This window comes from Pseudomonas sp. D1-1 (assembly GCF_051132225.1).
GTDB lineage: Bacteria > Pseudomonadota > Gammaproteobacteria > Pseudomonadales > Pseudomonadaceae > Aquipseudomonas.
The window spans coordinates 2,780,303-2,792,617 of record NZ_CP071676.1 but is presented as its reverse complement, the minus strand read 5'-3'; the positions used below and the strand labels follow the sequence as shown (position 1 = coordinate 2,792,617).

Here is a 12,315-nt window from a genome sequence, read left to right as displayed (position 1 = left end):
TGTGCTCACGGTCTATCAGATAGGCCGCGCCCGTTTTCTGGGGCTGCTTCGCAGCCCAGCGGGGATAAATCCCCTCGCCACAATTTTTGTCGTGCTATCTACTATCTAGCGAGCCGCCCAGGCATTGAAGCGTTGCTCAAGCTCTTCACCGTGGTCCACCCAGAACTCGGCATCCACCGCTCGCGCTTGCGCCAGGTTGGCCTCGGCGGTGGGCAGTTGCTCGCGTATTTCGGCGGGCAGCAAGGCCAACGTCTGGCGATGCACCGGTCCGTAGGGAATGTTTTCCGAGAAGACTTTCTGCGTCTGCGGCTGGCTGGCAAAGGCAATGAATTTCTCGGCCAGGGCCTTGTTCGGCGTACCTTTGACCACCGCCCAGTACTCTGGGTCATACAGGCTTTGTGGCCAGACGATGCTCAGTTTCATGCCTTCCTTCTGTGCCGAGGCGATGCGCCCGTTGTAGGCGGCGCTCATGGCAACGTCCCCGGCCACCAGCCATTGCGCCGGCTGCGCACCCGCCTCCCACCACTGGATGTTCGGCTTGATCTGATCGAGCTTGGCGAAAGCACGTGTCACCCCTTCAGGGGTGTTCAACACCTTGTACAGATCCTCGGCCTTGACGCCATCCGCCAGCAAGGCGATTTCCAGGGTGTACTTGGCACCCTTGCGCAATCCGCGTTTACCCGGGTAGTCGCTCACGTTCCAGAAATCCGCCCAGGATTGGGGCGCCTTGGCGAGTTTGCTCTGGTCGTAGGCCAGAACCATCGACCAGACATATGTCGCCACGCCGCATTCGGTAAGCGCACCCGGAACAAAATCCGCAGCTTTTCCAATCGCCGCCGGGTCGAGTTTTTCGAACAGACCTTCCTCACAACCGCGCAGCAGCTCGGGACTTTCCACCTCGACCACATCCCAACTGGTGTGCCCGGCCGCGACCATGGCCTTGATCTTCGACAGCTCGCCGTTATATTCGCCGGCGACGATGCTTCCTGCACCGCTGGCGTTGAAGGGTTGGAAGTAGGCCTTGTCCTGGGCCAACTTGGTGGCGCCGCCGAATGAGATCACGGTCAGGCTTGGTGGCGCGGCCAGTACGCTGCTGCTCAGCAACGCCAGGGCACACGCAATGTTGCAACGCAAGGATATGGACATGAAGCGGTTCCTCGAAAATGCCGGCTCGCCCGCACGAGCCGGCGACGGGGCTCAGAGGCGACCGTAAGCGCGGGCGGTGCGGTCTACAGCGGTAGCAAAATCGTTCATCCTGGACTCCTTTTTTCGGTCACAGGCCATCGGGTTCGCTCAAATGCTTCGCCAGGCGGTCCATCAACCGGTCGCAGGCAGCCATTTGCTCAACGCTCACGTATTCGTCGGGCTTGTGCCCCTGGTCCATGCTGCCGGGCCCGCAAACCACCGTCGGGATACCGGCCTGATCAAACAGCCCACCTTCGGTGCCGAACGCCACGGTGCCGAAGGCCTCGCTGCCGCACAGCCGGGCTATGAGACGCGCGGCTTCGCTGTCCGGCGCAGTCGCCAGGCCCGGGTAGGCGGACAGGTGTTCGAAACGAATCGCGGTGTCGGCGCTAACCGCGCGCATCCTCGGCAGCAGCGCCTGTTCGGCGTAATCCTGCAATTTCTCGACCACCCCCTGCGGGGCAAAATCCGGCAAGGCGCGCACCTCGAAATCGAAGCGGCAGTCGGCCGGAACGATGTTCAGTGCGGTCCCGCCCTGGATCACGCCGACCTGCACGGTCGAGTAAGCCGGATCAAAGCGCCCATCGTGTCGCGACGGTTCGGCCAGCTCCGCACCGATCTCTCCCAGGCGACCGATCAGGCGCGCCGCCTGCTCGATGGCGTTGACTCCATAAGGCGCGTAGGCCGAGTGACACGGTGCGCCTCGGACGTGGCAGCGCATCGCCAATTTGCCTTTATGACCGAGCACCGGTTGCAGCTCGGTGGGCTCACCGATCAGGCACAAGGCCGGTTGCGGGATGCGTTGCGGCAGCACCTCCAGCAGACTGCGCACGCCCAGGCACCCAACTTCTTCGTCATAGGAAAACGCCAGGTGCAGCGGGCGTCTGAGCGGGCTGGACAGGAATGTCGGCACCGCCGCCAGCACCGAGGCCAGGTAGCCTTTCATGTCCGCCGTACCGCGCCCGAACAGCTTGCCGTCCATCTCGCTCAGGCAGAACGGATCAACCGTCCAGGCCTGGCCGTCCACCGGCACCACGTCGGTATGCCCGGACAACATCACACCGCCAGGCACCGACGGGCCGATGCTTGCCAACAGGTTGGCCTTGGTGCGCTCGGCGTTGTAGATCAGCTCGCTGCTTACCCCCAGGCCTTGCAGGTAATCGCCCACGAACTCGATCAGCGCCAGGTTCGAATCACGACTGACCGTGGCAAAGCCCACCAGCTCGGCGAGCAGTGCGCGACTGCGCAACTCACTCATCGCCCGGCACCCCGTAGCTCGGCGCCAGGGTCGGGTTGAGCGCGCGGGTCAGGTAGTCCTGCAGTTGCGGTTGATAGGCGAGCCAGAGTTTTTCCAGTTCGCCGATGGGATTCTCGTCGGCCCAGTCCACCCGCAGATCGACGATGGGCCAGGTCAGGTCATCCACCACCGACAGCGCTGCCGAATGCACCGCACCGGCCTCTCCACCCGCGGCCTGCCCAGCCTGCAACGCCCCAAGCAGGCGTGACGCGAGACTGCCCTCGCCCTGCTCGAACGCCGCGACCATGGCCGCGATGACTCCGTCGCTCGCCAGCAGATTGCCGGCCGCCACACACTGCTCACCTGGCTGGGCGCCGTGAATACCCAACGCGTGGCGACCGCTGAAGACCGCCGTACGTCCGTGGGCATCCACCACCGCGACCTGGCGATATTCGCTATAGCCGTTACGCGCCAAGGCATGATCCAGCGCCTCTTGCGCCGTCTGGCCGGCGGCCAGTTCATCAAGAATCAGCGGCCCCAGGGCCGGCAAGGTGATGTTCTGGCTCGACACGGCACCGGCACCGGCCCGCAGCCAGGGGCAACGGGCGCCGACGGCGATGCTCGATGAGCTGATGGCGATGCCCAGCTGGCCAGTCTCGGCGCAGCGTCCGACGATGGAAAACGTCATGTCGTGCTCCTTATTCGGGAATGACCGCAATCACGTCGATTTCCATCAGCCACTGCGGCTGGCCGAGGGCGCTGACCACCAGCCCGGTGGAAATCGGGAATACGCCCTTGAGCCATTTGCCGACCTCCTGGTACACCGGCTCGCGGTAGCGCGGGTCGATCAGGTAGGTGGTTGTCTTGACGATATGGCTCAGGTCGCTGCCGGCTTCCTCCAGCAGTTGCTTGACGTTGCGCATGGCCTGTTCGGCCTGGGCCCGTGGGTCGCCGAGGCCCACCATTTGACCGTTGAAGTCGGTGCCGACCTGACCGCGCACGTACACGGTATTGCCGGCGCGAACCGCCTGGCACAGGTCGTTGTCCAGCGTCTGGTTCGGATAGGTGTCTTTGGTGTTGAACATGCGGATGCGAGTATGAGTAGGCATCAGCGGACTCCCATGAGGCTGGTTTTCGAAGGTTGCGACTGGCGCTGGGAGGCATCCCGGTAATCGAGATACGTGCGCTGCTTGATGATGTGGTCGCTGATGTGCCGGGCGTCGTGCCACACGCCCCAGATGAACGCCGAGCCCCGCCGCGACAGCCATGGCAGGCCGACAAAATAGAGGCCCGGCTCGCTGCAGACCCCGCGCTGATGCCGTGGCTTGCCGTTGGCTTTGAACGCATCGACTTTCAGCCAGCTGTAATCCACCGAATACCCGGTGGCCCAGATGATGGTGCTGATGCCCGCCTCGGTCAGATCCAGTTCCAGGATCGGCTGGGTCATGCATTCCGGGTCGGGCAATAGCCGACGTGCCTCGGGCTCGGGCGGCAGATTCAGGCCGTTGCGCGCGATGTAGGCATCGGCGGCGTCAAGCAATGCCAGGTAGTTTTCATCGCCACGGGCAATGTTTTCATTGAGGTTGGGTTCGAAACTCACCGTGCTGCCGTTGAACGCCCGGGTCAGTCCCACCAGCGTGATGCCCTCATGGGCCAGCCGCCGGAAATCCACGGTGTGCCCACCCCGCGCGCCACTCACGGCAATGGTCACGTGCTCCTTGCCTGGCTTGACCGCTTCGGCGTCCCACTCGCCCAGCACCCCCAGCCACCAGCAGAAATCGCGGTTGCGATAGGCCCGCGGCGGACGATCATGGGCGCCCACCGAGAGGTAGACCCGCTTGCCGGCGCGCTGCAATTCATCGGCGATCTGCACCCCCGACGACCCGGCGCCGACCACCAGCACGGCGCCCTCGGCCAACTGCGCGGGGTTGCGATATTGCGCCGAATGAATCTGCGTCACCGCAGCCATGTCAGGCGCGATGGGCGGGATGACGGGCCGCTGAAATGGCCCGGTGGCGACCACCACGTTGGTAGCCTCGATCCGGCCGTTCGACGTTTCAATGGCGAAGCCCGGGCGACCGGCATTGCGCTCGACGTTGCGCACCTCCACGCCGGTGCGGATCGGTGCGTCGAATTTGCGTGCATAGGCTTCGAAGTACTCGGCCACCTGGTCCTTGGAAGCAAAGGCGTCCGGATCGAGCCCTTCGAATTCCAGTCCTGGAAAGCGGTCATGCCAGGCCGGGCCATTGGCAACCAGCGAATCCCAGCGCGCCGTGCGCCAGGCTTCGGCAATGCGGTTGCGCTCCACCACCAGATGCGGCACGCCCTGGCGGCTCAAATGTTCACTCATGGCGACACCGGCCTGGCCGGCGCCTATTACAAGCGTATCGATAAGTAGGGTTTCAACGGGCATGTCTGGCACTTCCGGCAGAGGGTCTGGTTCAGGTCGGCATGGCGCCGCCTCGGGTTCTGATTTCTTGTTGTTCGAAACGAGCTGTCGAGGCGATTGTGTTGGCAGGTGGGGATTTGCGAAACGAGGCTTTTTATTGCGGCTGGGAAGGAAAAAACTGGCAGGCAAAAAACTGCGCCAAGCAAGGGCGGCGCGGGCAAAAACGGGCAGATAAAAGCGCTTTAACGGTGCATTCAGACCGGTCGAGCCGCAAACGCCTTGATCTCAAATTTCTCGTGTTGGCGTTGAAACGGCTGGGTATCCAGCCACGCCCGAGTAAATTGTACAAAATCGTAAAATACTTATACAAAACGCTTTAACTCGTACAATCCATGCAGTACGCTCCGAAAACTTGTACATGAACAATATTATGTACAACTTTCGGAGCCTGACATGTCCGCATTCCTCAAGGGTTTCGCCCACGCCTTCGCCGCGCTGGACGCCAGTCGCCTGGACCAGCTCGACAGGCTCTACAGCGCCGACGTGCTGTTCCAGGATCCGTTGCACCGGATCGAAGGCCTGCCTGCCCTGCGCGAATATTTCGCCCAGCTCTACGCCAATGTCAGCGATCTGCACTACGAGTTCCAAGGGTATGACGAAATCGCTCCCGGCGAAGGTTACCTGCGCTGGACCCTGCGCTTTCGGCACCCACGTTTGAACGCCGGCGCGCCGGTCGAATTGCCCGGCTGCAGCTACCTGCGCTGGAATGATCGGGTCTATTCACACCGGGACTTCTTTGATGCCGGCGCCCTGCTCTACGAGCACTTGCCCGTGTTCGGGCCGCTCATTCGCTGGCTCAAGCGGAGGCTGGCATGAGCCGCATCTGGCTGACCGGCGCCAGCAGCGGCATCGGTGCCGAACTGGCGAAGGTGTTGCTTGAACAAGGTCATCGCCTGGCGTTGAGCGCGCGGCAAGCCGGCCCGCTGCAAGCATTGGCCGACCGTTATCAGGATCAGGTCCTGGTGCTCCCGGGCGACTTGACCGACCGGGATCAGGTAGTCGCGATCATCCAGCACATCGACCGGGAATGGGGCGCCCTCGATCAGGTGATTCTCAACGCCGGCACCTGCGAATACCTGGAGCCGGGACACTTCGACGCGCGCCTGGTGGAACGGGTGCTCAATACCAACCTGCTGGGCACCTACCACTGCCTGGAAGCCGCCCTGCCCTTGTTGCGTCGAGGCCAGAACCCGCATCTGGTCGCGGTGTGCAGCGCAGTGACCTGGCTGGCCCTGCCGCGCGCCGGTGCCTACGGCGCATCCAAGGCCGCGTTGCGCTACCTGTTTGAATCGTTGCGCATCGACCTGGCCGCCGAGGGCATCGACGTCACGCTGGTGAGCCCCGGATTCGTTGATACGCCGCTGACCCAGCGCAATGATTTCGCGATGCCCATGCGCTGGCCGGCCGAACGCGCGGCCCGGCACATCGCACGGCGACTGCCTGCCCGCCCTCTGGAAATCGCGTTTCCGGGGTTGTTCATCGTGATCATGCGGCTGCTCGGGCATCTGCCCGCACGCTGGCGGCTGGCGCTCGGCCGGCGCCTGGCGCGCAAATCCGGGGAGGCTTGAAGCATGCGCATCGCAATTATCGGCAGCGGTATCTCGGGCCTCACCTGCGCCTATCTGTTGTCTCGCCAGCATCAGGTCAGCCTGTTCGAAGCCGACAACCGGATCGGCGGGCATACCCATACGGTGGATGTCGAATGGGCAGGCCAACGCTACGGCGTGGACACCGGCTTCATCGTGTACAACGACTGGACCTACCCCAACTTCATTCGCCTGATGGACCAGTTGGGCGTGGCTTCGCGCCCGACGGAGATGAGCTTTTCGGTGCACGACCCGGCCAGCGGCCTGGAATACAAGGGCCACACCCTGGGCAGCCTGTTCGCCCAACGACGCAACCTGCTGTCGCCGGGGTTCTGGGGCATGCTCCTGGATATCCTCAGGTTCAACCGGCAGGCGACCGCAGACCTGCTGGCGCAGCGCATCGATGCCTCGACCCGGCTGGGAGATTACCTGCACGCCCAAGGTTACGGCCGACGTTTCATCGAGCAATACATCCTACCCATGGGGTCGGCGATCTGGTCGATGTCACCGGCTGGGATGATGGAATTCCCGCTGCAGTTTTTCCTGCGTTTCTGTCACAACCACGGCCTGCTGTCGGTTGATCAGCGTCCGCAATGGCGGGTGATCGAAGGCGGATCGCGCGGCTACATCGAGCCGTTGTGCGCGGGTTTGCGCGAGCATATCTACCTCGATTGCCCGGTGCGCCGGGTAAGCCGCGACGCCGATGGGGTCACCGTGCACAGCCGTCGTGGTATCGAGCGGTTCGACAAGGTGGTATTCGCCTGCCACAGCGACCAGGCCCTGGCTTTGCTGGAAACGCCCAGCGTCGCTGAAGCCGAGGTGCTCGGTGCGCTGGCCTACGCCCGCAACGAGGTGCTGCTGCATACCGATACCCGCCTGTTGCCGCAGCGCCGGAAGGCTTGGGCGAGCTGGAACTATCGGCTTGGCGGCCCGCCCGAGACGCCGGCCGCGCTGACCTACAACATGAACATCCTCCAGGGCCTGGATGCCCCCGTGACGTTTTGCGTGAGCCTCAACCAAAGCGAGTCGGTGGACCCGACCCAGGTACTCGCGCGCTTCGACTACGCCCATCCCCAATACAGCCTCGCCGGCGTGGCCGCACAGGCACGCCAGGGCGATCTGCAAGGACGCCAGCACAGCTATTTCTGCGGTGCCTACTGGGCCAACGGTTTTCATGAGGATGGCGTGGTCAGTGCGCTTGCCGTGGCGCGGCATTTCGGAGAAACCCTTTGAACAGCAGTTTGTGTCACGGCTGGATCGGCCACCGACGCCAGACGCCACGGGTGCACGCGTTTCGCTACCCGATCGGCATGCTTTACCTGGACCTCGCCGAGCAGGAACAGGTGCTCGGCCTGTCGCGTTTGCTGCGCCCGTGGCGCATGGCCCCGTTGTGCTGGCGAGAACGTGATTACCTGCCGGCCCTGACCCGTGAAGGTATTCCGCTGATCCAAGCGGTGCGGACGATCGTCGAGCAGGCTCTGGGATCAGCTCCCCAAGGCGCGATCCACCTGCTGACCCAACCGCGCAGCTGGGGCCTGTCGTTCAACCCGGTGAGTTTCTATTTCTGCCACGAAGCCGACGGGCGCCTGGTGGCAATTCTCTGCGAAGTGCGCAACACCCCCTGGCGCGAGCGCCACCATTATGTGTTGCCGGCAAGCCCTGGCGAGCCCCATGCGTTCCAGGTCGCCAAGGCGTTCCATGTCTCACCCTTCCTGCCACGGGACATGGATTACCGCATGCGCTTTTTGATCCAGGACACCCGCATCCGCGTACGCATGGAGAACTGGCGTGCCGGCCACAAGGTGTTCGAGGCCGACCTTGCCTTGCAACGTGCGCCCCTGGACGCACCGGCATTGCGTCGTTATTTCCTGGCCTTCCCGTGGATGAGCCTGCGCACCGTTAGCGCCATTTACTGGCAGGCGCTGCGCCTGCTTTTCAAACGCACGCCCCTGCACGACCACCAGGCCAGCCATGGCGACCTGAGTGTCGGCGAACCTGTCCATGAGGATCCTGACGATGTCCGAACCCACCCTGAGCGTCACTAAGGCCGGCGGTACCTGCCCATTGAGCGGCGGTCTGTTCAAACAGGCCGTACTCGCGCAACTGCGCCGTTTGCGTCATGGCCACCTGCGCCTGATGCTGGAGGGCGAGCCCCTGAGCTTCGGCGACGCGACCAGCCCATTGGTGGCCGACATCGAGATACTCGACAATGCCGTTTGGGGCATGGTCGCTGGCAACGGTTCGATCGGTGCCGCCGAGGCTTACATTCAAGGTTACTGGCGCAGCAATGACTTGACTGCCGTCACTCGCCTGTTCGTCGCCAATCTCAGCGTGCTCGACGCGATGGACAGCGGCCTCGCTCGCCTGGGGCGGCCGTTGCTGCGCGGATTGCACTGGCTCAACCGCAACAGTCGCAAAGGCTCGCTGCGCAACATCATGGCCCACTACGACTTGGGCAACAGCCTGTTCGAACGCTTGCTCGACCCGACCATGATGTATTCGGCGGCCATGTTCGAAAATCCCGACCAGAGCCTAGAACAGGCGCAGATCAACAAACTCCAACGCATTTGTCGCAAGCTCGACCTGCGCCCAGGTGACCATCTGTTGGAGATCGGCACCGGTTGGGGCAGCCTGGCTATCCATGCCGCCACCCAATACGGCTGTCGGGTCACCACCACGACGCTTTCCGAGGAGCAATACGCGCACACGTGCCAACGTGTCGAGGCGCTCGGCCTGCAACAACGCATCGAAGTGCTGCGCAAGGACTACCGCGACCTGGAGGGACGCTTCGACAAACTGGTGTCGATCGAAATGATCGAAGCGGTCGGCCATCGCTACCTGCCCGAATACTTCCGCTGCTGCGCCGCGCTGCTCAAGGACGACGGGTTGATGCTGTTGCAAGCCATCACCATCCGTGACCAACGCTACGAGCAGGCCCGCCGCTCGGTGGATTTCATCCAGCGCCACATCTTTCCAGGGGGCGCGTTGCCCTCGCTGTCGGTGTTGTTGCAGACCGCCAGCTCCCAGACGCCGCTCAACCTGTTGCACCTGGAGGACTTCGGCGAGCACTACGCGCGCACGCTACGGCACTGGCACGACAACTTCCGGCAATCGCGCCAGGCCTTGCTGGAGCTGGGCTATGACGATACGTTCCAGCGCCTTTGGGAATTCTACCTGTGCTACTGCGAAGGCGGATTCCAGGAGCGTGCGATCGGTGTCGCGCAACTGCTGTTCGCTGCGCCAGCGGCGCGCCCGGTGCCCTTGCAGGAACACCTGCAAGGATGAAGAGCCGCAGCTGGCTGATAGGCAATGCGCTCTGGCTGCAATTGGGCTGGTGGGGCTGTGTATTGGGTGCGCAACAGCCTGCATGGCTGCTGGCGGTCGTCGCCGGGTTAGGCGTCCATCTGGGGTTGTGTCCCGATCCGAAAAGCGAGTGCCAGGCGCTGTTGCGTGTCGGGGCAAGCGGGATGCTGTTGGACGGGAGCCTCGGCGCCCTGGGCCTGTTCGGGTTCGACGAGAGCCCCTTGCCCTTGTGGCTGGCCCTGCTCTGGCTGGTCTTCGCCACGGGTTTGCGGCATAGCCTGGCCTGGGCAGGCAGCCCCGTCTGGCGTGGCGCCCTGGCCGGCATGCTTGGTGGCCCTCTCGCCTATTGTGCCGGCGCTCCGCTGGCTGGCGTGACGCTGCCGCTGGGCGTAACCGGCACCGCGTTGATCCTGGCACCGTTATGGGCGATGTGGCTGCCATTGGCCGTGCGTCTGGCCGACCCGCGCTGATCCGGCGCGGCGGTTCTTACCAAGGCTCATCGAGGAAAATCGGCAACCGTAACGGCGCGATTGGCTCTTCACGCTGGCCGCACATTTCATCATGGACGACCTGCTGCACCAGCATGCAAGGCAAGCGTGGAACGTCACGCAGCAGCTCGCGCAGATGCGTCGTGGAGCGCACATGCAACGTACGTCCCGACTCATCGAGCAATGTGCGTGTTTGTCCATCCAGCTGAGCTCGCAGCAGGTAGATGCCGCCCTCCAGCGACAGCAGCTCCAGCCCGACGACTCGCCCCTCCACAGCCAGCGCAACCAGATCCTTCAGGGTCATGGCGTACTGCTCCTGGCGCGGGTTGGATCAAGCCCGAGCAAACGCTGACGCAGTTCGGGTTTACGGGTACGAGGATCAAGCCAGATGGCAAAAAAATGTCGGGCAAACAGCGGATCGTTGACCTCTTGAGATAGGCGCCCATCGACATAAAAGCGTGCCCCTTTTCCAGGCAGGTTCAGCCCGGTGATTCGGGTGCCAGGCTTGACGTCGACAAAGGCCCGCCGCATATGCGCCGCCCAGGCGTCCATGCGCTGCGCCCCGAAGGGCGTAGCGCTGACGCGCTGGATTTCTTCGAGACTGGTTTCAACCAAGGCGTGCCGGGGGATCGTGCGTCGGTAAACCAGTTCCAAGGCAAAAGGAGTGTCCAGGCTCGGAGTAGGCGCCGCGCTCCAGAGCCGGGCCTGATAGAGATCAAAACCATACCAGCGAAACTCCGCCTCACCGACCAGACGGGCTTGGGGCAACTCAGCCCGCCAATCCGCAGCGGCGTGGTTGGCGCACAACGCCAAGGCGAGACTGACGATAGCGAGCAGCCCTCTGTCGGCTGCGAAAAAGCTGTGCATTGACGAATTTCCGGATTCTCAGAGGTCTCCGATAATTGTACAAAATGCACAACTTGTACAGATACTGTATAAAAATTGCAGGACGCTTCGCTAAACGCTTTCCTGCACATCAACCTGAAGCGGAACCACTCTCCTGGTCACCGGCCCTGTCGGCGCGGTCGTTGCGGCCTCGACCAAGGCATCGACAGCCTGTTCGGCCAGCGTCACCACCGGGTGGGACAACACTGCCTGGACCAAGCCGGTTTTCAACGCTTCGCGCGTGAGCGGCGTGAGGTCATGACACACCACGATGGGCAGGCGCTGTTGCTGTGCCTGGAAGCTGCGCAAAGCCCGCAGCACTCCGGCAATGCCGCCGCCCGCCACATAAAGCCCCGCCAGATCGGGCTCAGCCGTGAGCAAGTCGAGGGTGTTGCCATAGGCGAACTCATCGTCTTCCAGGGTCAGGCGCGAGGCCAGCAGTTCCCATTCGCTGGAATGCTCCACCAGATAGCTGCGAAAGCTCAGCTCGCAGAGTTCCTGGCACTGGAAGCGCTGGCTGCTGAGCATGACCACCGCCGGTCCGGGCTGCCTGGCGAGGCGGCTGATGAACCAGCCCGCCGTACGGCCCGTGAGGCGGTTATCGAGACCGGCATAACCGGTGCCGGCGGTACTCGACAATTCCGACAGCAGCGCAACCACCGCAATGCCCGTCTCGCGCAGCTGGCCAACGGCCTCGCGTACCCGAGGATGGTCGACTGCCACCACCCCCAGGCCGTCCACCTGATCGCGCAGCGCCAGGATGCGTTGCGCCACGTTGACCGGGTCAAGATCGTCGAGATAACCGATGACCACGCGAATCCGCGCGCGGGTGCAAGTCGCGGCGGCGTTTGACAGCGCGTGAGCCAGCCCCTGGTAAAACGGCACGCCGCTTTTTTGCAACAAGAACCCCAGACGCAACGTGGGACGGTCGTTGAGCACACGCTGTTCGATCACGCCCTTGGCATGGAAGCCCAGTCGTGCGGCGGCGGTGGCGATGCGTTGGGCGGTATCGGCCCGCACATCGGCACGCAGATTCAGCACCCGGTCGACGGTAGACAGGCTGACCCCGGCTTCGCGAGCGACATCGGCCATGGTGGGACGCAGTTTGCGCCGTGGATTTTCTGACATGTCTTGACACCTCTGCCCGGCATCATGAGGGGTTTTGACAGATTAAGCCACGCC

Annotated in this window: 13 protein-coding genes and 1 pseudogene; 6 read left to right on the top strand and 8 right to left on the bottom strand. The window is 63.3% G+C overall.

Translation table 11 applies throughout. The features are described from left to right. Positions 1-105: 105 nt before the first annotated feature. From J3P86_RS12600 to J3P86_RS12580, 5 genes and pseudogenes are all read right to left on the bottom strand, one after another. Positions 106-1,146 (bottom strand): ABC transporter substrate-binding protein, encoded by a 1,041-nt coding sequence (locus tag J3P86_RS12600; protein ID WP_434700499.1) that lies wholly within the window; start codon positions 1,144-1,146, stop codon positions 106-108. A gap of 127 nt (positions 1,147-1,273) precedes the next feature. After that, on the bottom strand, positions 1,274-2,443 hold the full coding sequence (gene argE, locus J3P86_RS12595) for an acetylornithine deacetylase (RefSeq protein WP_434700498.1): 1,170 nt from the start codon (positions 2,441-2,443) through the stop codon (positions 1,274-1,276). Continuing rightward, on the bottom strand, positions 2,436-3,110 hold the full coding sequence (locus tag J3P86_RS12590) for a DUF1028 domain-containing protein (RefSeq protein WP_434700497.1): 675 nt from the start codon (positions 3,108-3,110) through the stop codon (positions 2,436-2,438). Before J3P86_RS12590 ends, argE begins: the two co-directional genes overlap by 8 nt. 10 nt (positions 3,111-3,120) lie before the next feature. Beyond that, positions 3,121-3,531 carry a RidA family protein gene (locus J3P86_RS12585; RefSeq protein ID WP_434700496.1) on the bottom strand — a complete coding sequence of 137 codons (411 nt, stop codon included), beginning with the start codon at positions 3,529-3,531 and terminating at the stop codon, positions 3,121-3,123. Then, positions 3,531-4,867: pseudogene (locus tag J3P86_RS12580) on the bottom strand (flavin-containing monooxygenase). Before J3P86_RS12580 ends, J3P86_RS12585 begins: the two are co-directional and overlap by 1 nt. 397 nt (positions 4,868-5,264) lie before the next feature. Between J3P86_RS12580 and J3P86_RS12575 the strand changes: the two are divergent. Genes J3P86_RS12575 through J3P86_RS12550 form a run of 6 tightly spaced genes read left to right on the top strand, consistent with a single transcriptional unit; the run spans position 5,265 to position 10,230 of the window. Next, positions 5,265-5,687 carry a nuclear transport factor 2 family protein gene (locus tag J3P86_RS12575; protein ID WP_434623896.1) on the top strand — a complete coding sequence of 141 codons (423 nt, stop codon included), beginning with the start codon at positions 5,265-5,267 and terminating at the stop codon, positions 5,685-5,687. Next, positions 5,684-6,439: an SDR family NAD(P)-dependent oxidoreductase gene (locus tag J3P86_RS12570; RefSeq protein ID WP_434700495.1), complete on the top strand. Its 756-nt coding sequence runs from the start codon at positions 5,684-5,686 to the stop codon at positions 6,437-6,439. The genes J3P86_RS12575 and J3P86_RS12570 overlap by 4 nt, the downstream gene beginning before the upstream one ends. Before the next feature lie 3 nt (positions 6,440-6,442). Beyond that, a complete protein-coding gene (locus J3P86_RS12565) occupies positions 6,443-7,690 on the top strand; it encodes an NAD(P)/FAD-dependent oxidoreductase (protein ID WP_434700494.1) in 1,248 nt (415 codons plus the stop codon). Beyond that, positions 7,687-8,502, top strand: coding sequence for a DUF1365 domain-containing protein (locus tag J3P86_RS12560; protein ID WP_434700493.1), 816 nt, complete (start codon positions 7,687-7,689; stop codon positions 8,500-8,502). Before J3P86_RS12565 ends, J3P86_RS12560 begins: the two co-directional genes overlap by 4 nt. Further along, positions 8,474-9,742, top strand: coding sequence for a class I SAM-dependent methyltransferase (locus J3P86_RS12555; protein ID WP_434700492.1), 1,269 nt, complete (start codon positions 8,474-8,476; stop codon positions 9,740-9,742). Before J3P86_RS12560 ends, J3P86_RS12555 begins: the two co-directional genes overlap by 29 nt. Continuing rightward, positions 9,739-10,230, top strand: a complete 492-nt coding sequence (locus J3P86_RS12550; protein ID WP_434700490.1) for a DUF2878 domain-containing protein — start codon at positions 9,739-9,741, stop codon at positions 10,228-10,230. Before J3P86_RS12555 ends, J3P86_RS12550 begins: the two co-directional genes overlap by 4 nt. Before the next feature lie 16 nt (positions 10,231-10,246). Here J3P86_RS12550 and J3P86_RS12545 read toward each other — a convergent pair whose 3' ends face one another. The 3 genes from J3P86_RS12545 to J3P86_RS12535 form a co-directional block, all read right to left on the bottom strand. Continuing rightward, entirely contained in the window at positions 10,247-10,552 is a 306-nt protein-coding gene (locus J3P86_RS12545) for a DUF6482 family protein (protein ID WP_434604779.1), read from the bottom strand. Continuing rightward, entirely contained in the window at positions 10,549-11,115 is a 567-nt protein-coding gene (locus J3P86_RS12540; RefSeq protein ID WP_434700488.1) for a chalcone isomerase family protein, read from the bottom strand. The genes J3P86_RS12545 and J3P86_RS12540 overlap by 4 nt, the downstream gene beginning before the upstream one ends. Positions 11,116-11,205: 90 nt before the next feature. Next, positions 11,206-12,261, bottom strand: coding sequence for a LacI family DNA-binding transcriptional regulator (locus J3P86_RS12535; RefSeq protein ID WP_434700486.1), 1,056 nt, complete (start codon positions 12,259-12,261; stop codon positions 11,206-11,208). Positions 12,262-12,315 lie beyond the last annotated feature (54 nt).

What these genes read in the sequence shown, in the direction of transcription:
- J3P86_RS12600 (WP_434700499.1), bottom strand. Translation starts at nt 1,146, where the DNA reads ATGTCCATATCCTTGCGTTGCAACATTGCGTGTGCCCTGGCGTTGCTG.
- argE (WP_434700498.1), bottom strand. Translation starts at nt 2,443, where the DNA reads ATGAGTGAGTTGCGCAGTCGCGCACTGCTCGCCGAGCTGGTGGGCTTT.
- J3P86_RS12590 (WP_434700497.1), bottom strand. Translation starts at nt 3,110, where the DNA reads ATGACGTTTTCCATCGTCGGACGCTGCGCCGAGACTGGCCAGCTGGGC.
- J3P86_RS12585 (WP_434700496.1), bottom strand. Translation starts at nt 3,531, where the DNA reads ATGCCTACTCATACTCGCATCCGCATGTTCAACACCAAAGACACCTAT.
- J3P86_RS12575 (WP_434623896.1), top strand. Translation starts at nt 5,265, where the DNA reads ATGTCCGCATTCCTCAAGGGTTTCGCCCACGCCTTCGCCGCGCTGGAC.
- J3P86_RS12570 (WP_434700495.1), top strand. Translation starts at nt 5,684, where the DNA reads ATGAGCCGCATCTGGCTGACCGGCGCCAGCAGCGGCATCGGTGCCGAA.
- J3P86_RS12565 (WP_434700494.1), top strand. Translation starts at nt 6,443, where the DNA reads ATGCGCATCGCAATTATCGGCAGCGGTATCTCGGGCCTCACCTGCGCC.
- J3P86_RS12555 (WP_434700492.1), top strand. Translation starts at nt 8,474, where the DNA reads ATGTCCGAACCCACCCTGAGCGTCACTAAGGCCGGCGGTACCTGCCCA.
- J3P86_RS12550 (WP_434700490.1), top strand. Translation starts at nt 9,739, where the DNA reads ATGAAGAGCCGCAGCTGGCTGATAGGCAATGCGCTCTGGCTGCAATTG.
- J3P86_RS12545 (WP_434604779.1), bottom strand. Translation starts at nt 10,552, where the DNA reads ATGACCCTGAAGGATCTGGTTGCGCTGGCTGTGGAGGGGCGAGTCGTC.
- J3P86_RS12540 (WP_434700488.1), bottom strand. Translation starts at nt 11,115, where the DNA reads ATGCACAGCTTTTTCGCAGCCGACAGAGGGCTGCTCGCTATCGTCAGT.
- J3P86_RS12535 (WP_434700486.1), bottom strand. Translation starts at nt 12,261, where the DNA reads ATGTCAGAAAATCCACGGCGCAAACTGCGTCCCACCATGGCCGATGTC.